Source organism: Paenibacillus sp. ISL-20 (assembly GCF_018613005.1).
Lineage (GTDB): Bacteria > Bacillota > Bacilli > Paenibacillales > Paenibacillaceae > Paenibacillus_AQ.
This window is the reverse complement of the sequence record NZ_JAGGRD010000001.1, coordinates 252169-270748: the sequence shown is the minus strand read 5'-3', so window position 1 is coordinate 270748 and position 18580 is coordinate 252169. Positions and strand designations below refer to the sequence as shown.

The following is an 18580-nucleotide window of genomic DNA, read 5'->3' as shown; positions in this document are numbered from 1 at the left end:
GCAAATAAACCGCCATTGTATTAGACGGTTAAAGATGATCTAAAGATTGCAGATGGGACGCCCTCGGCCCAGATGCGGGCGAGATGGCTGCTCGCAGGCATTCGACCAACAGGTTTTGAGTGCTGAAAGCACTCCTATATATGATACAAATTTTGTTTCAAGAATACGCAATAATCCCATATAAACATTGATTTATTTGAACAAAAGTTGGCTCAAAGAGTCTTATTATTATATTAATATATAGAGGTGATTAAGCCAACTTTTTTAAATGTTTATATTATTTTCTCCTTTGTTTATCTGGATTTTTTCGATGTCTTCTTGTATACTTTTAGCGTTTTGATCTATTAAAGTTTTAACTAATTTTCTATTGTTCTTTACATAAGTTAATTCAGATCTATAACTATTTTCTTTTTCTGATTTAGCCTTTTCGTGCCTATTTTTACCGTTATCAAGCAGTTTAGATTTAATATTATTATTGACATTTAAAAATCTACTGAGTCTTTCTTCTTTTGTTAATATTAAATCATCAGTCTCCTTTATATCATTTAATGCATTTTCTGCATGATCCTTGTTAAATATGATCTTGTATGAATTATAGTAATAATAAATATTATGACTGTCGAAAGTAATATCTTGCACCATATTTTTATAACGATCCCATAATCCTTTTTTAACAACATCCTGTTTATCGTGACAATCTAACTCATCCATTACCTTACGTTCTGCAGCTAATATGGCTTGAGCCTCTTCTTTTGTTGCTTCTCTAAATATCTTCTTTACATTTGAATTAATGCCAAACCTATATATTCTATTTCCGTATTCATCTAGTCTGTATGAGTCTTTTACTGCTTGTACTCGGCCTGATTCATTTCTCGTAACATGAGTATCAATCAAGCATACAGTCGTTGCATAAGACCACATCACAAGTGACTTTTGATTAAGTCTGTTTAAAGCATTCTCTACACTTCTAGTTAATGAGTCCCTGGATAGATCATAGAACTCATATATCTCCTTTTCGCTTATATCAGTATATAAACTTAATTTAGGAATGTGTTTACGACCAAAATTATAATTCTCATGAGTCATATTTAGTAAATAGAACAATGAACTCTTAGGTAAGAATGCTTGACCAGTCCAATCTTGAATGAGAAGGTCTAGAATTAGTTCTTCTATATCGCTTATGTATCCATATCTGCTAAGTTTAAGTCTAGGCTTCTTATACACCTTATCAATAAAATACTTATTGCCAAGCCTAGTATATTCAAAATACATTGACCAGTCATCAAGCTGCTTCTTTTTTGATGTTCCGTTTTTAATTGGCTCATCAAGGAACTTGCATAACTCCTTATAATTCTTAAATGTGAAACCTTTTCTTAATTTGGATGTGTCTATGTTGATTCCTCCTTTTTTGATATGTGATACGATGTATTATATGTGTGAATGGATATACACTATTCAAGTTTAACATAATATATTATATTTGTATATGTTTATTTATTAAAGATGTGCAGAGTAGATCATATAGGTTTATACTATTGTTATGTGCACAAATATAGTTGATATCTATAAGGTAATGTATAAGATCAGATGAAATATATATATATATATATATATATAGTTGAGGTTGATATAGTGATTATCGTATAGGTAAAACCAATTAGATTGAGATGAGATATAATATAAACCAATAATAAGTATCAAGATACCCAGTAACAGATTAGTACAGGATGTGCATGGACAATAGTATTATATTTAATTGCGTGTGTTACCTTTTGATTATATACGTATAAGAGTAAATACATTTAAACAATAAGATACGAGAAAGGATAATTTGTATACATACACTTAAATACATATACACCTACACACATATAAGTGTTGAGAAAAACGCGGCCTGTTATTATACGAACATATGGGATAGGAACCGTCCCATATGAATGAGAATAAGAATTCTATTTTAAACCATGGTCGAATGTAACATTTTTTTACAATTTTCATTCGCCAAAAAAGTTGACCATCCAGAAGCTGATCCTTATCCAGATGGCATATAATATATCTTATGTACCACTTAGAAAGGGTATGGGGGGTAGAAAAAAGTATAAAATCTGGTCAAACTGCCAAAAATTTCGGCAGCACTTCCATCTACACACCCAACTTATTTTTCCACTTTCCCCCTCTCTCCTCATATCTTATTTCCGTCACTTTCACATATTCTCATCAATTTTGCAATCGTAAATGCAATCGTACCACACTCATTTTACCCTTATATCATCTACCTTTTTTCATCTTACTTTTTTACGTCATACCCTCATTTCTATCAATTTCACTTCCATTTCTCCCCTTTTTCCCTTGTTTTATATAGCCCTTTACGATAAAACTGCCATAATACACGAATTCATCTCCTTTTTGACCATCAAAAACACCAATTAACCCTTATCCTATATATACTTTTACGATTGATCCGTTAATCGTGACCATTTTCTAACCCAACCACCACAATAAAAAAGAAGCATCCATCAGGACGCTTCCACATTTTACTTTTTACCTGCTTCCCATTTATGACCACAGTTTAAACAAGTAATCATCGTTTTCTTGCTACCAATTACCCCACTTAACAATCCAACTGGTCCTAGTGCCAATCCACCTATTGCTGCTTTCCCTAAACCAAATCCTTTATCACCTGCTGTAAGTTGAGTGGATTTACATTTCACACATTTTATTAGCTCTGGCTCTTGGCTTTTGACTTCAGGCTCATATGAAATATCGCTAAAATCTATTTTTTCTTTCCCATGTACAATGATTTCACTTGCAATATGTCCACATCTACACTGTATATCGCGGTTTAATTTATAGCCCGTTGCAAATTCAGTGCATTCTGCTCTTTCCACTGCTCCAAGCTTCCCACACATTCTGCACTTAACAAAGATATTGTTTTCATCTTCAACAGTAAGCAACATAAATTAGCACTCCTGACCAGAAAAATGTCTCTTACAGTTTAATGATATTCGGATTTGTTAAAAATGTCCACAGATTCATGTACATTTAAATTAGATCCGTTGACCACCTCATACTCATAACATCGATTCTAAGATCCATTTCATTGATTAATTATCGTGAAATTTAGGTATATCTATCCTCTGACGACCAAATACCCTACTTCATGATCGTGTTCTCAATTTGCAATTAATTAATCATGATTTCAGACCAACTATAACCATCCCCAATATTGTTCAACTTCAGACAAGGATATTAACAACAGCTTAAACCATACCTACAACACAAACATCGATTCTGACTCAGAATTCTAATCAGTAATCATTGAAACTACAACACAACACATCTACAAGGTATAAATACCCTACCTCACTCCTAGACATCAAAAATTGATGGTTAATTATCATAAAAATCATCTAACTATCTAATTAGATTATACTTCAATTTCAAACAAACAAATTTCAAGCCAAAAGTTCAACAGCCAAAGCTGGGGTCGATGCACTTCCGGCCCCACTTAAATACTGATTTTATATGTTTAATATTTATGTTTTTATATATATCTTTATTACGTGCAAATTTTGCAGCATAGATTGCACTTGAGAGTGGTAATTTTTGCACTTCAATCTGGTAATTCTTGCACCCTAAGTGGGAATTTCTGCACTTAGGAAAATTAGGCTTAACACCAGGTGTTTTGAGACATCAAAAAAGAGACTAAAGAAGATTCTCTAGTCTCACGTCATAATGGTTATTCCATCTATTCCAACTCAATTCTCCAATATCATCATATTCAGGTTCAGGATCATGTTGAGTCATCTTTAACAGCTTTGATTTAACTAACCTTTTGTTATATTCGATAATGCTTCTATTCGACAACTTGGTTTCAGCCTTGATGGTCTCATTTGAGGGGTAACAATATAATCTCAAGCTGTCCTTTCTGTTGATATAGCTTTCATAGTAAAAGAGCAGTCTTACACCTGGGTGTCCAATATCTGCTATGTATTTAAATATTGATGTTGGTAATCGTGTGAAATTATTCTTCAAGTCAATCTTATTCATATTGATAACCACAGAGCTGGTTGATCGCCTATTAAATTTTACATTATTACAAATGTATCCTAATTTTCTCAGTCTCTCTATGGAGCTCTTTAATGTCCTGTTGTCGTTAATGTTTAACACACGCTTGAACTTCGCTATATCCACTTCTATTGTGTCTTTTGAGTTTGTTATAAACAGCAGGAACAGTAATCTCATAAATACACAGAAATCGATACTGGATAAGTTTCCATCTCGTACAACGTTATTTGGAACATGAACAAATAGTGGTTTACTCATTAACTATCACGCCCTGCTTTAACAGTTCACAAAGGTGAGTATTTCTTCGTTTACTCTCCACTTTACGGATTGCAAAATTAATAGTCTCTGCTTGAGTAATCAATATTCCCTTTTTCTTTGCGCGTGTCAGCATTGTATAAAGCATGTTTGCGGATACCTGGAACTTATGAGATCGATCAACAACACTTAGAACAGCTGGTGCACTGTCGCCTTGAGCCTTATGCCCTGTTCTACACCAGGCAGCCAGTAATTGTGGTACATTGTTAAAATCAATCCTAAATGGACCAGTGTCAAATTGAACAATAATCCCTTTCATTTCAGACTCCGACAAATCCTCACCATTCTTCTTTTTATCGTCTTCAAATTTTATGTGTGTGACAATTCCTGAATCACCGTTAACAATATCTACTTCTTGGTGATTTATATTTTCTTTTCGATACATATTTACGGTATTTAAAACAAAATCGCCTACACGAACAACATTTTCATTATCCTTTCCATATGTATATTCAGGTTTATTAGTCAATTCAGGGTTTACTATATCTTGTATATATTTATTTATTTGGATTGTTCCTAATTTGTTTTTCTTTGTTGGGGATAACACCATGATGTCCTGAGGGGAAAATTCAGTTAGAAGGTAGTTATAATAATGCCTGTATCCTCTCTCCATTTCGTCTTGCTTTACACAGTGAATCAATAAATCAGAACCAAACAACCTCTTGCCTTCAAAGTCATCCTTTAAGAAATACTCTCCTTTGCGGATCTTGGTTGCCACATCAAGTAGTCCTCCTTCTTCTTGTCGAAAAACAATATCCAATTTAGTAACAGGTAGCACACCACTCTGAATCATATCGTGCAAGCAGTTGCCTGCCTGAATTGACAGAAATTGAAAGTCATCGCCTACAAAAAGTAAACGGGTCTTTGGGTTTTTAATCTTAGACAATAACGAAGATAGAATAAAGACATCGGCCATTCCAAACTCATCAATGATTACAAAATCTTCAGTGATTATGAATTGCTCCTCATCTTCAGGGATTGCACCAAAACCTATTTTTCTATGTATAGTGATAGCATCAAAATCCGTATAACGCTTTGTGACTTTTGCTGCCTGTGCTGAAGGAGATAATAATGCATAGGTCATATTTAACTTTTTAAGAAGATCGATGAGGAATTTTTGAAGTTGAGTTTTTCCTGTTCCAGCATAACCTACCAGTAGTCCTACTTTGTTCTGCTGAACCATGCGAAAAAAATCTTGCTGTTGACTTGTCAAACCATTCTTTAATATTTCTTTATTTTTAGTTTCAATTTCAGTAATAAAACCATCAGGATTAAACGATAACATCTCCGACCTACTTTGTAACTGCATATTAAGCAATGTTTCAGCTATATATCTTTCAGCGTTATAAGTCTTTTTTAAGGATATCTTATCTTCAATATCTATTAATCCATCAGTTCTATTTAATACATCTTGAATTAATCCCTCATCAACCTCTAATTTTTCAACAGCTGATTCTATTAAGTCTTCAAAGTACATAAACGTATGTCCCTGCTGCTCATTATCCTCTATGGTATATCGAATACCATATTTAATTCTATCCTCATCTTTAATACCTACCCCCATTGCCCTAGCTATTTTGTCTGCTCTTTTAAATCCAAAACCAGGCAATTTAGTTAAAACATATGGACACTCATCTAGCTTCTGACTCGCTAATTGCATTGAACCATAAATATCTTTGAGCTTAGAGAGTGAATCGTAAGTGATGCCATAACGTGCGTACTTCCCAAGCATATCTTTAAATTCTATATTGCTTTCAATTCTGCTCTTGATTCTTTTCAACGTTTTCTCACCAAAATTTTTTACTTTGTGATAGTCAAACCTATTGCTAAGGATTAAGTCAATAACATCCTCTTCAGGATAAGTCTTGTATACCTCGTTTAACTGTGATTCAGTCATCATCGTTGCAAGGAAGTCGCGCTGCCCTTCCAATGTTTCAGGTATTTCTTGATAAGGTGGTATCACAACATTGTAAGTTGCCCCAAAATCAGGGTCGATTTTATCAAGTGTGATTTCAGCGGTATACTCTGTCCCCAATTCAAGACGCTGCATAATACCTTTAATTGAAAGCCGATCATAACTATTTAAAATCACATCTGGATTATCAGTAGAACAAGAATAGATTCTGAAATCATTCTTATTATCCGCTTCCCTTTTCGGAAACATCATTTTTTCAGGAGTAAACTTAATTTTAATGGTATTCAATATTACAAATCACCTTTCCCCTCCATAATTGCTTGAGCATCCTTTTTCATTTGGATAAGTACACCAACACTTTGATTCATAATAACTTCGATCAACTCTTCTCTACTTAGTTTCTGAAATACCTCTTCATCAATTCTATCTTCCATTCGCAAACTAATACTTTGCGAGTAATCTTTCATCTTATGTCTATAGTATTTGTTCGTTGTATTGATATCACTGTGATTTAAATGATCCTTAACCTCTTCAAGTGTTCCATAACTTGCCGCAACATTTCTAAAACTGTGAAATACGATGTTTCTTTCTGTTGGAATGCCCATCTCTTTTTTTAGGCTATCCATCATACTCTGAATGGTTGTAGTACTAAGATGAAATATTTTGTTATCTTTATATTTTTGATAATAGTCTTGCTCTTTAATTTGAAGCAATTCCTTGAATAGATCCGAAGAAATTGGTACTGTGTGTTTTTTCCCACCTTTGCCGATAGTTGTTACTAAAAAGTACGCATCCTCTGGGTTCTTTGTAATATCAGTCCATTCAAGATCCAATAACGAACTTTTTCTTAGGCTTGTTGTGTATGCAAGTCTGATTAGTGCTGATTTCTCTTGCCCTTTACGCTGTTTCCGCACCAAATCAGCCATCATCTCGGCTTCGTGATAATAAAGTGATCCTGCCCCCTCGGAATCATCTGGCAACACATCGACTTTGGCATACTTAGAATTCACTTCGTATTCATTTATCTCTAAGAACTCGTACAAGCTGTGTATGGCTGCCATGATAGTATTGATCGTGGTATTGGAATAGTCCGCACTGTGTTTTCTCAGAAACAACTGATACTTGATTATGTCTGCATTTCTAATATAAAGATCTTCTCTGTCTAACACTTCCAATGTCTTGCCACTGGCAAACCAAGTAAAAAAGCTTCTTATATGACGTTCGTAGGCCATTTGTGTATGTATGCTTTGAAACTTATCAATGAACGTTCTAATGTCCTCATATACCGAACCAGTATGCAATCCAACTACATTATTTTTGAGTGTATTCATTTTTTAATCTCCTTTCGAATATTGTATGTTTTCATTTTACTATTATAATAAAACAAAGTCAATTAAATAAACATATTTAAATGTTTGACATTGTTAAATCATCATGGTATATTAAAGATACCCCAGATTGCTGCTTAACTAGTCAGAGTAATTTTGGGAATATTATATGCATTGGGAAAGGGTGTTAAATTGGGAAAAATAAAAGATTTATTAGGTCAACGATTTGCAAGAATAAAAGTAATTGAGTTTTATGGAAAAAACAAAAAGAATGGTGCCATGTGGTTGTGTGAATGTGATTGTGGAAATAATAAGGTGATATGGGGTAGTGATTTAATACGTGGTCAAACCACTTCGTGTGGATGTCTAAATAAAGAAAGAGTAAAAGCTAAAGTTACAAAACACGGTCATAATAAAGGTGGAAATAAAATTAGTTCTGAATATCGCGCTTGGAATAATATGATTCAAAGATGTAGCAATCCTAAAAATAATCAGTATAAAAATTATGGCGGCAGAGGAATAACAGTATGCAGGGAATGGTTGGAAAGTTTTCAGGAGTTTTTCAATGATATGGGAAAGAAACCTTCAGCAATCTATTCATTAGACAGAATTGATGTGAATGGAAATTATGGGCCTAATAACTGTAAATGGTCAACTCCAAAAGAACAGGCAAGAAATAGACGATCTACATCAAACACAGGGTATTCGGGGATACATATGAATAAAAACAATCTATACGAAGTGAAAATCAAGGCTAATGGGAAAACAGTATATTTGGGGACGAAAAACACTTTAAGTAAAGCAATAGAAATGCGAAAACAGGGAGAGAGAAGATATTGGACAAATTGAAAAGTAAATATAATAAATTACGCACGTTTCAAGAGTTATATTATGATGGAGAAATTGACTATTATGATGAAAGAGACGTTTCACCAGAAATGAAAAAGGGAATTAATGATTGTATCAAATACATAGAAGAAGAATCTGACTATGATCTCTTATGGTATAAAAATGAGGCACAGAAGAAATATTATCGAGAACCATTTAAGGCTAAACAAGTTGTAGAAGTTCATTAAAGATAAATATATACAATTTAAATATTTGTATAGGAGGACGAGTATATAAATCTAAATACACAAGTCAGGATTTATAGTGTGGATACAAGCGCATTCTATGATGACTGTGAAATGAAAATACATAGAATTATCAATAAAAACTTTAGATTTAGAAACTATTTAAAGAAGATCAGAGACAAGCAAAAGAATATAGATGAAAAGACCAAGCTAAAGATTGACCTATACCTATCCCTGACAAATAAAAGAATTAAGAAGCTTAAAGAATCTCTTTATAGTGAATTTAAATCTAAAGAAAGTCCCATAAGAAACCTCAGAAGCGAAGAAATAAAAAGCAAGAATATTATCTCAGTGTTCGATTCAGTTCTCACAAGAATACTTGGGATACCAAGCCAATCCGTTTCTACAGACATTATGGTTGTACAAACATATTATTTTGACATCCTAGAACATATTATTCTAAATGGTTTTATTTATAACAACGAAAAATACATATGCTTTACTGCCAGTGCAGGACAAATTAGAACTAAAAAAACTGTATTTATTAAAGAAAAAACATTCTTAAAGCATCGCAACACATTGATGTGCGGATTGACCGTTGAAAAGATTAATGCTTTAGGTGGCGTAAATATTAATAAATATCTAGCCTACCTTGCGCTATGCAACAGTGCCACTGAACACTGGTTAGACTTTGATATCAACAAGGCCATTGTTGTAGATGATATGGAGACAAATGTTTCAAGTATCGTGGACTTTATCGACGACAAGACATACGAAATCACAAGAAAAGCAATGGATATTCCAATTGAACATACTGATGGATGTGGGATGATTTTACCCAGAAGAAGTAAGAAGGGTATGATGGTTCGACTTCCTTGGGTAAAAGGTTTGCTTGTTCCCTTCCCTTTTGATAAGTTTATTCGTGAGAACAATAAGAAAAATGGTGAACGAAAGTATGGCGTAGTAACTGACATCTACGGGAAGCAATACGACTTACTTAAAGATGATATCGAGGTCATCTTTACTAGGAGTCAATTTAAAATGTGGAAATACTATTTGTCATGGGATGAGTACAAATCAAAGTATATTGAGTATTCATGTCAAGCTGGAAAGTGTAATGAAGAAGAAGAGTTGATTGGGAATGCCAAATTAAACTATCAAATGCTGCAGACTTTAACAGACATAACAGATGATGAACTCTCCACCATACTAGCAAAAACAAAACGAAACATACTGAATGTTGGAAGCGACAGAAAAACAATGCTAGATATATTAGGAGTTAAAGAGTCTAACAACAACAAAAACTACATGCAACGAGCACTAGAGATTTACCCAGAGCTACTTAACGATACATACTGTCGAGAGATATTAAAGCAAACAAAAAGAAGCATGGTTAGAAACGCAAAAGCTGGAAAAGTTACTGTGAGTGGTAAATACACGTTTATTAGTCCAGACTTATATGCTTTTTGCGAGTACCTAATATTAGGAGTTCAAAATCCTAAAGGCTTACTAAGCAACGGTGAGGTGTTCTGTGGCTTATATGGGGACCAAGAAAGACTGGATTGTCTACGCAGCCCACATCTTTATCGTGAACATGCTGTTCGTACAAATAAAATCAGTAAAGAAATGAAACGGTGGTTTATAACCAAAAGTCTATACACTAGTTGTCATGATCCTATAAGTAAGATACTACAATTTGATGTTGATGGGGATAAGGCACTTGTTTGCAATGATAAAACATTGGTAAAAGTCGCTGATAGAAATATGAAGGACATCTATCCACTATATTATCAAATGGCGAAAGCCGAAGCAGAAATTATCACAAATGAAAGTATCTATAGAGGTCTGATAGCAGCATATACTGGTGGCAACATAGGGATGATTAGTAATGAAATCACAAAAATATGGAACAGTTCAGAGGTTAATCTCGATGTTATCAAGATCCAATGCATGATCAATAACTTCGTTATCGATTATGCAAAAACCTTATATAAACCAACTACTCCAGACTCAAAGAAACACTTACTTTCTAAATATGCACGATCCAAAGTGCCACACTTCTTCATATCAGCAAAAGATAAACTCGAAAAAAATGTTGAGCCTCCTAACGATAGTGTTGTAAATAGACTGGGAGCGATGGTTCCAAATCAACGAGTAGCATTCAAAGCATCTAATTTAGGGAGGTTTGATTATAGACTTCTACTAAGCGATAAGGATAAAAATATTGATCTGGATAGCACAATAATAGACAAGTATACAGAACTAGATTTACAGAAACGCTTCATTGAAATCGCTCCTACAGATAACAACAGTACAGCCGATAATGTATGGATATATGGAGACATAAGAAATCAGATTCTTGAAGTGAATAGCGACACTTCATATGTGGTGGACGTTTTAGTTGAATATCTATACAAGCATAAGATGAGCAGTTTTAAGACAACATTATGGTCGTGTTTTGGTGATGTCCTCGTTGAGAATTTAAAAAGGAGTATTGATAAAGGCTTGAATGATGGATACATACAGTGTGAAACCTGCGGAGAGAGAATTGAATCAACTAGCAATAGTAAAAGGTTTTGCAAATTATGCTGGAAACAACACAGAAACCTATATCAAAAAGAGCTTATGAGAAACAAAAGGTCAAAATCTGTTAGCAAATAGACTTTTTTCATATTTCCATATAAACATTGACTTTTTTGACCATTTTCAAGGAAAACCTATATTTAGCAAAAATACATATCATTAAAAAACCCTTATTAACATTGAGTTTTTGTGTTTATAAAGTAAAAATATGCGAAAAACGTAATAGTATTTAAGGGAGAGCATATCTTATCCTAATATACAAAGCGAAGAGGCTATTATGTGCCCTGCCCAACAAAAAATAAAATCAAATTTAAAGGGAGAAATAAAATATGAATAAAACTGATCTGATTAAGAATGTGGCAACTCAAACTGAGTATAACAAAAAAGATGTAGAGGCGGTTGTTGAAGAAGTATTTGCTCAAATTACCAATGCATTAGTAAATAGAGAGAAAGTGTCTATCGCAGGATTTGGTGATTTTGAAGCACGTAAACGTGAAGCTCGTACAGGTCGTAATCCTCAGACTGGTGAACCAGTTGAAATTGCTGAGAAATATGCTCCAGCGTTTAAAGCAAAAAAAGCACTTAAAGATGCCGTAAGCATTTAATAAAAGTATAATTTCATTTAAATATACCAGAAATAATGTAGAGATTATCTCTACCTGAAACCATACATATTGATCGCAAAGATGCGAGATAAACCAAACGGTGTACACATCCAGTGTATGCCTCTTCCCCATTCCACTTAATGTGAGGTAATTATTATGCCATTGCCCAAGGATTGTCTTCTATTTGGTTTCGCAAATAAGTTAACCGATGAACAAAAGATATACGTAGACAGTATATTTGATAACCAAGTAACTATTGTAAATGCTTGTGCTGGAAGTGGCAAGACAACACTTGCGGTTGCCTGTGCAAAGTTTCTAAAAAGAGACTTGATATACATCTTCTCTCCAGTTGAAGAGGATGTGCTTGGCTATACGCCCGGCGATGTCTTCGAAAAAGAAGAAAAATACACTGTTCCTTTAAAGGATGCATTGTTGAAAATCAATGAAGATCCCACCAGAGCTATCGTTTCCCAAGACAATATGCAAAATGTTAAGAATGGTACTGCTTGGGTTTATCCAATGTCTCATGTGTTCGCCCGTGGAACAAATATTGAAGGTAACAAATTGGTCGTTTTGGACGAAGCACAAAATTTTACTCGGGGAGAATTAAAGAAAATTCTTACTCGCATACATGATGAAGTCAAATTAGTTATTATAGGTCACGATAAGCAATGTGATTTGGATAATCCTAAAAAGAGTGGGTTTGTACCCTATATAGAATTTCTTAAAGATGAAGACTACGTTAAAGTTTGTAATTTAACACAGAATTTCAGAGGTAAATTGGCAACGAAAGCAGATCAATTAGACTATTAAAAATAAAAATACTAAGGGAGTAATGTGTATGGAATCAAATAAAGAAAAACTTATCGGGCTTAATAAAATCAGAGAGTCGGCATTTGATTTGTACCCAAATGCAAATAAAATTACGATCACAATCGATGGAGATAAAATTAAAGTCGCGCCAATTGAAGATTATGAAATTCCATCTGGTGGACTTTCTGACGAGGAGTGAATGAATGACTCCATTACATAATCTTGAGAATGAAAGTTACGAAGAATACCTTCTACGTATCAGTTCAAACAAAGATGAACTCGATCTTTCTTGGAATGACATCGCTTCTTTGATGAATGAGTTTCTTAATGAGGATTTTTCCGAGTCTAAGTATAGAAAAGAATATCACCTTCTCCATCGCGGCATCTCTATTGGTGTTAAGAAGTCTGAGAATAATGAGTATATTCAAGAAATTGAAGATAAAACTGTTCAGTTGCAAAAGGAACGATTTAAATATCAAGATCAAAAGCGTGAATATACGAATTTAATTCGTCAACAAGCAAGATTTGAACACCTAAAAGATGAAGTAATAAAAGCAATTAAGGAACTGGAGAAGTTAAAACCTTTAAAACCCGATCGCTATATTCAAGCAGATAACAACAAAAAAGGAATTGCTTTGTGGTCTGATTTTCACGTGGGTAGTGAATTCAAAAACAGTCTTAATACATATAATATCGGTATATTTAGAGATCGGTTTAAAAAACTTGTTGAAAAAACAATTCAATATAGTTCTAGAAATAATATTTCTGAAATTATCATTGCCAATCTCGGGGATGCATTGCACGGTGCTATTCATGTATCTGCTAGGGTACAATCTGGCGAAGATGTAATTAAACAAATTCAGATTGCTGCTGAATCTATGGCTGAAGCACTTGCTGAAATTTCTAAGCATCATAAAAAAGTAAAGTTTATCAACATCATAGGAAATCATTCTAGACTGATTAGTAATAAGAATGAATCTATTTTCAGAGAAAACTTGGAGTATCTTATACCTTGGTTCTTAGAAACTCGTCTCAAAGAGTTTTCAAATATTGAAATTGTCTGTGATAACGATGGACTATATATCGAAGATATTGACGGCGCAAAGCATGTGTTTGCACATGGCGACTTAGACCCTGCAGCAACTTCCGCTAAAAATCTCCCTCAAGTGCTTGGTTTTGTTCCAAAGTATATTTATTCTGGACATATTCATCATAATTATGAAAAGGAATTTGGAGTAACCGAGGTGATTGTAAACGGTAGTCTAATGGGACCTGATGATTATGCGGTCTCTAAAAGATACTTTGCATCACCAATGCAAAAATATCTAGTGCTTGATGGTTCAGAGGTTGAGTGTACTTATAAAATAAAATTATAAAAACAAAGGTAAGCCTACCAATTTGGTACGCCTATGACTCCAAAAAGGAGGTTGTTCTCTTGACTGAAGATGAATACTGGAAAAGCAATGAGGATTACGAGAACCAAGAAGATAACTATCTCCCCTCCTCCTTTCTTTCAGATGAGGATATACCAGGAGAAACTAACGTTCTAATTATTCCAAATTATAAACTCAATGTAGATTTGATCCTAAACAACTATGTAGAACATTGCTCTAAGGCAAAAACTAAAGAACAACTAAAACAATATTTGTTTGCGCTGTGGGAACAAGCATCGCTACATGGAGCATTATCTGAAAGATTGGACAAACTTCAGACCGACATTGAGATGTTACAAATTGATTTGATGCATTTGAATGGTTACGAAATTGAATTTGTTGATGAAGAAGATGAATAAAGTACAAAGAATTCCCTAGACGATGAAAAAATCGTCTTTTTTGTTGTTTGTATTTTTGGTAAGAGGGGGTTCCTGCCTTAAGGAATCTTAAACGGGCCTATTACTCCCTCCCACCCTCTTGCTTTATAAAAAATGGGAGTTGAATGGAAGGTGGAATCATGAGAATTAAGAAACCGACTGTTGCAAAACAGGAATCGGCTACAAAAGCGTGTTCAAGTTGTAAGGAAACTAGATCCACTCAGAGATATTTCTATGTATCTTACAGTTCATTTAATGCTGATGGGAGAATAGACATCTGTAAGATCTGTTTGAAGAAAAATCTAGACTACAACAATATTCAAACAATCAAGGATGTGTTACTTCAAATTAATAGGCCTTTTATTTATCAACTCTGGGAATCAGCTCTAGAGGAATGGAAAAATACAAATAAGGATCTATTTGGAATATACATGAAGAATTTGAATCTTGCTGATTTTAGAGAACTAACTTGGAAAGACAGTGATGAAACTGTCAGGAAAAGTAATGTTAAAAACAAGGACATCGGTAATATTAATGTGATAGATAAGATTGAAAATGAATTAACAAAGATCGATGATAAAAATAAAGTCGATGTAATAAGAATGTTGGGTTATGACCCTTTTGAGTCCGAACTTGAACAGGATAAAGGGCGACTATATGATAAATTGGTCGATTTTTTAGATGAAAGTACACTTGAAGATGGTTTTAAATTACCAGCTGTAATTGAAATTGTTAAAACATTCAATCAAATAGATAAAATTAATACAGCACTCTCTCTTATTTCTTCTGATGTTCAGTCAGTAGCTACCAATGCTGGTGGAATCAAATCTCTTATTGACACAAAAGAAAAAATGCTTAAGTCTGTGCTCGCCTTGGCAAAAGATAACGGAATATCTGTCAATCATAATAATAATAAAAGTAAAGGCGCTGGCACACTGTCAGGCATAATTAAGCAATTACAAGAAAAAGGGTTTGAGGAAGCAGAGGTAAACCTCTTCGATATAGAAACATGCGAAGGTATGAAACAGGTTGCAGATATAAGCAATGAAAGTATTTACAAACAACTTCAGTTTGACGAGAATGACTACACAGATATGATAATGCAACAACGAGAAATGATTCGAGAACTAGAGACAAAAAATGCCTCACTCGAAGAGGCGAATAGAAAATTGCGGAAAGAAATATTAAAACTACAGACTCAAGGTGAGACATAATGGAAAAAAATAATATGTCTCAGCGGAAAATTGACGGTTATCTTAAACTTGCCGAAGTCATCAATTGGGGCAGAAAGTACCCAGTACGATTTGTCGAGAAATTCTTCGGAATGGAATTGCTAGATTATCAAAAGTACGTATTCATGAATAGTTGGTCCACCCCTTTTGTACTTTGGTGTATGGGTAGAAATAGTGGGAAAGCGCTTAGTTTAGATACAAAAATCCCTACACCTTCAGGATTTACAACTATGGGCGAAATTAAAGTTGGAGATTATGTGCTTGACGACACTGGAAAAGCAACTAAGGTCACGTATGTATCAGATATCTTCTTAGGAAACACATGTTATGAAGTAACCTTTGAAGATGGTGAAAAAATCATTGCTGATGCTGATCACCTATGGAATGTTAAAACTAAAAAATGGAGTCATTATAAAACTATAAACACCGCTTCTATGTCGGAGAATTTTGTGCGTTTTCGCAAAGATGGAAAGGGAAAAGAATTCAAATATAGAGTTCCAATGGTGCACCCCGTAGATTATTCAAAAAAGCATCTCCCTATCCATCCGTATTTATTAGGTGTTTGGTTGGGTGATGGAAGCTCCGCAGACACACGAATAACATGTGACCACAAAGACTTGAGAAGTATGACCGCCAATATAGAATCGATCGGATACAGAACAAATATTATTTTTAATAAAAATAGAACTCCATCTATAAATGTTGGAAAAACTCCTAAGGGACTTCCTAATGAATTTAAGACCAATCTTCGCAACCTAAATCTGATTAATAATAAACATATACCAGAGTCATACTTATATGGTGACATTGAGCAGAGATATGAGTTACTTAGAGGATTAATGGATACTGATGGAACTGTGAACAAAGGTACAGGTGAATGTGAATTCGCTCAAAAGAGCTACCGAATTATAAGCGAATTTTCTCAGCTACTCTCTTCACTGGGAATTAAACACAATGTAAAAAAGAAATATAATACATGTGGCGGTAAAACATTTGAATCTTACCGTATTTTATTTTACACAGATCAAGAAAGAAGTTGTTTCAAGCTTACTAGAAAGCATGAAAAACTAAAACAGCGCCTCAGTTCTCGCATGGAGAATAAAAGTATTGTCTCTATAACTAAAGTTAAGAGTGTTCCCACTAAGTGCATCAGTGTAGACAGTCCTAACAGTCTGTATCTATGCGGCGAAAAATTTACCGTAACGCATAATACTACTCTTGGTGCTCCTTTTATTATGGCTAAGTCATTATTGATACCAAATTTTCAAGCGTACATCCTTGCAGGTGTTGGATCTCAGTCTCAAGAAATGTTCATGAAAATAGAAAAGATCGCTAAAAGAGAGATAGCATCTTTCACTGGACTAACCGATGTCTTTTATAATGAAACAGTGAAAAGCGCAGCTAATACAGATGGATTTACTCACAATCCTTCGTCTTTTCAATACAGATTATATAATGGTAGCCTAGTAAACTCGTTAAATGGCTCTTTTGACAACAACAGGAGTAAGCGGAGTAATTTAAACTTCTATGACGAAAGTGGTTTTGCTCCTGACGAACTATTTACAACCTCTGAACCGTTCGCAGTGCAGAACAGTGATTTTAGATTGGGTGGAGATGTTGATGTCACACTTTACCCCAAACAATTCCCTAATCAATTGATATATGCTTCGTCTGCTTCATCAACAGATACATACTTTTATCGTAAATATAAAGACTTCTCAAAGAAGATGTTTCTGGGTGATAGTCGTTACTTTGTCGCCGACATTAATTGCGATGTGGTGATAAGCGCCACCTACAATGGAAAATTATATCCGGTTTCTCTTCTATCCCAGGAAACAGTTGACGCGGCAATGCGCGACAATAAAGAGAAAGCCATGCGAGAATACAGAAATATATTCACAACGGAAGGCTCAGATGATCAAATCATTAAAAGAGCAACTATCATCCGCAATTCCGAAGTAAGAGTTCCGGTATTGGCCAATGATGGAAAGAAAAGATTCGCAATAGCTATTGACCCTGCTCGACAACACGATAACTCCATCTGTACTCCAGCAGAGATAATTTATGATGAGAATGTTGGCTATAAAATGGTTATATCTAATTCAGTATGTTTTACAGACATTGCAAAGAAAAAGAAGACTCCCATGAAGACTCCTGATCAGATTAACCATTTTAAACAAATATTGCGTGATTATAATGGTCCACAAGCTGCCGACTATGAAAATATTGATACTGTTATGATAGATGCAGGTGCTGGTGGAGCTGGGATTTCGGCATGGGCTGATGGCTTACTTTCTGATTGGACAGATTCAAAAGGCATTCTACATAAGGGTCTTATTGATAAAGATCATGATGAATACAGCATCCATGCCCATAAATATCCGAACGCTGCGAATATTCTCAAATTACTATCACCACAAAAGTATAAACGAGAAATGTTTGAGGCTTTAATTGAAATGATGAACCTTGATTTGATCTCTTTCACTGAAACTTATGACAACAAAGGCTATCTCAACATTTTGGATACTAACGGAGAATCAAAACAGTATAAACTATCATTTGATGAAGAACTGGCTTTAGTGAATATTGATATAGCCAAGGAAGAATTGGTAAGCATTTATTCTTTTAAGAGTACTAATAGCAATATACGATATGATCTCCCTCCAGATAAACAGAGTAAGATAGGTGATGACAGGGCCTATACGATTGCTATGTTGGCATGGCATCTAAGAAATTTAAGACGTGAAAATATAACAAGTAAAAAATCGAATGTCATTGAAAACCCCAACGAGTATTTTCTCATGCGAAAACCAAATATCTATCATAAGCGATAAGGAG

The 18580-nt window shown here is 34.3% G+C and carries 15 protein-coding genes; 10 read left to right on the top strand and 5 right to left on the bottom strand.

Features of this window, described 5'->3' with window-relative positions; translation table 11 throughout:
- Window positions 1-264: 264 nt before the first annotated feature.
- The 5 genes from J7E85_RS01240 to J7E85_RS01220 all read right to left on the bottom strand — a co-directional run bounded on the left by J7E85_RS01240 (window position 265) and on the right by J7E85_RS01220 (window position 7629).
- Entirely contained in the window at window positions 265-1272 is a 1008-nt protein-coding gene (locus J7E85_RS01240; RefSeq protein WP_215154156.1) for a hypothetical protein, read from the bottom strand.
- 1262 nt (window positions 1273-2534) lie between these two features.
- The gene (locus J7E85_RS01235) at window positions 2535-2957 is read right to left on the bottom strand and encodes a hypothetical protein (protein ID WP_215154153.1); all 423 of its coding nucleotides are present in this window, start codon (window positions 2955-2957) and stop codon (window positions 2535-2537) included.
- A gap of 748 nt (window positions 2958-3705) precedes the next feature.
- Window positions 3706-4326, bottom strand: coding sequence for a hypothetical protein (locus tag J7E85_RS01230; RefSeq protein ID WP_215154152.1), 621 nt, complete (start codon window positions 4324-4326; stop codon window positions 3706-3708).
- Window positions 4319-6586, bottom strand: coding sequence for an AAA family ATPase (locus J7E85_RS01225; RefSeq protein WP_215154151.1), 2268 nt, complete (start codon window positions 6584-6586; stop codon window positions 4319-4321). Before J7E85_RS01225 ends, J7E85_RS01230 begins: the two co-directional genes overlap by 8 nt.
- A gap of 2 nt (window positions 6587-6588) precedes the next feature.
- A complete protein-coding gene (locus J7E85_RS01220) occupies window positions 6589-7629 on the bottom strand; it encodes a tyrosine-type recombinase/integrase (protein ID WP_215154149.1) in 1041 nt (346 codons plus the stop codon).
- Window positions 7630-7782: 153 nt separating this feature from the next.
- On the opposite strand from J7E85_RS01220, the gene J7E85_RS01215 reads away from it, so the two are divergent.
- From J7E85_RS01215 to J7E85_RS01170, 10 genes are all read left to right on the top strand, one after another.
- A complete protein-coding gene (locus tag J7E85_RS01215; protein WP_215154147.1) occupies window positions 7783-8475 on the top strand; it encodes a hypothetical protein in 693 nt (230 codons plus the stop codon).
- Window positions 8463-8702: a hypothetical protein gene (locus J7E85_RS01210; protein WP_215154145.1), complete on the top strand. Its 240-nt coding sequence runs from the start codon at window positions 8463-8465 to the stop codon at window positions 8700-8702. The genes J7E85_RS01215 and J7E85_RS01210 overlap by 13 nt, the downstream gene beginning before the upstream one ends.
- Before the next feature lie 111 nt (window positions 8703-8813).
- A complete protein-coding gene (locus tag J7E85_RS01205) occupies window positions 8814-11360 on the top strand; it encodes a hypothetical protein (RefSeq protein ID WP_215154604.1) in 2547 nt (848 codons plus the stop codon).
- A gap of 251 nt (window positions 11361-11611) precedes the next feature.
- Window positions 11612-11887, top strand: coding sequence for an HU family DNA-binding protein (locus J7E85_RS01200; RefSeq protein WP_215154144.1), 276 nt, complete (start codon window positions 11612-11614; stop codon window positions 11885-11887).
- A 156-nt stretch (window positions 11888-12043) separates the two neighbouring features.
- On the top strand, window positions 12044-12700 hold the full coding sequence (locus J7E85_RS01195) for a PhoH family protein (RefSeq protein WP_215154142.1): 657 nt from the start codon (window positions 12044-12046) through the stop codon (window positions 12698-12700).
- 28 nt (window positions 12701-12728) lie between these two features.
- A complete protein-coding gene (locus J7E85_RS01190) occupies window positions 12729-12899 on the top strand; it encodes a hypothetical protein (protein ID WP_215154140.1) in 171 nt (56 codons plus the stop codon).
- Between the two features lie 4 nt (window positions 12900-12903).
- Window positions 12904-14076: a hypothetical protein gene (locus J7E85_RS01185; protein ID WP_215154138.1), complete on the top strand. Its 1173-nt coding sequence runs from the start codon at window positions 12904-12906 to the stop codon at window positions 14074-14076.
- 59 nt (window positions 14077-14135) lie between these two features.
- Window positions 14136-14492, top strand: a complete 357-nt coding sequence (locus J7E85_RS01180) for a hypothetical protein (protein WP_215154136.1) — start codon at window positions 14136-14138, stop codon at window positions 14490-14492.
- Window positions 14493-14650: 158 nt separating this feature from the next.
- Complete coding sequence (locus tag J7E85_RS01175) at window positions 14651-15724, top strand: hypothetical protein (protein WP_215154134.1); 1074 nt, start codon at window positions 14651-14653, stop codon at window positions 15722-15724.
- A complete protein-coding gene (locus J7E85_RS01170; RefSeq protein WP_215154131.1) occupies window positions 15724-18576 on the top strand; it encodes an LAGLIDADG family homing endonuclease in 2853 nt (950 codons plus the stop codon). Before J7E85_RS01175 ends, J7E85_RS01170 begins: the two co-directional genes overlap by 1 nt.
- Window positions 18577-18580 lie beyond the last annotated feature (4 nt).

Excerpts from the sequence above, each read along its gene's own strand:
- J7E85_RS01240 (WP_215154156.1), bottom strand. The coding sequence starts at position 1,272 with ATGTATTTTGAATATACTAGGCTTGGCAATAAGTATTTTATTGATAAG.
- J7E85_RS01235 (WP_215154153.1), bottom strand. The coding sequence starts at position 2,957 with ATGTTGCTTACTGTTGAAGATGAAAACAATATCTTTGTTAAGTGCAGA.
- J7E85_RS01230 (WP_215154152.1), bottom strand. The coding sequence starts at position 4,326 with ATGAGTAAACCACTATTTGTTCATGTTCCAAATAACGTTGTACGAGAT.
- J7E85_RS01220 (WP_215154149.1), bottom strand. The coding sequence starts at position 7,629 with ATGAATACACTCAAAAATAATGTAGTTGGATTGCATACTGGTTCGGTA.
- J7E85_RS01205 (WP_215154604.1), top strand. The coding sequence starts at position 8,814 with ATGAAAATACATAGAATTATCAATAAAAACTTTAGATTTAGAAACTAT.
- J7E85_RS01200 (WP_215154144.1), top strand. The coding sequence starts at position 11,612 with ATGAATAAAACTGATCTGATTAAGAATGTGGCAACTCAAACTGAGTAT.
- J7E85_RS01195 (WP_215154142.1), top strand. The coding sequence starts at position 12,044 with ATGCCATTGCCCAAGGATTGTCTTCTATTTGGTTTCGCAAATAAGTTA.
- J7E85_RS01190 (WP_215154140.1), top strand. The coding sequence starts at position 12,729 with ATGGAATCAAATAAAGAAAAACTTATCGGGCTTAATAAAATCAGAGAG.
- J7E85_RS01185 (WP_215154138.1), top strand. The coding sequence starts at position 12,904 with ATGACTCCATTACATAATCTTGAGAATGAAAGTTACGAAGAATACCTT.
- J7E85_RS01175 (WP_215154134.1), top strand. The coding sequence starts at position 14,651 with ATGAGAATTAAGAAACCGACTGTTGCAAAACAGGAATCGGCTACAAAA.
- J7E85_RS01170 (WP_215154131.1), top strand. The coding sequence starts at position 15,724 with ATGGAAAAAAATAATATGTCTCAGCGGAAAATTGACGGTTATCTTAAA.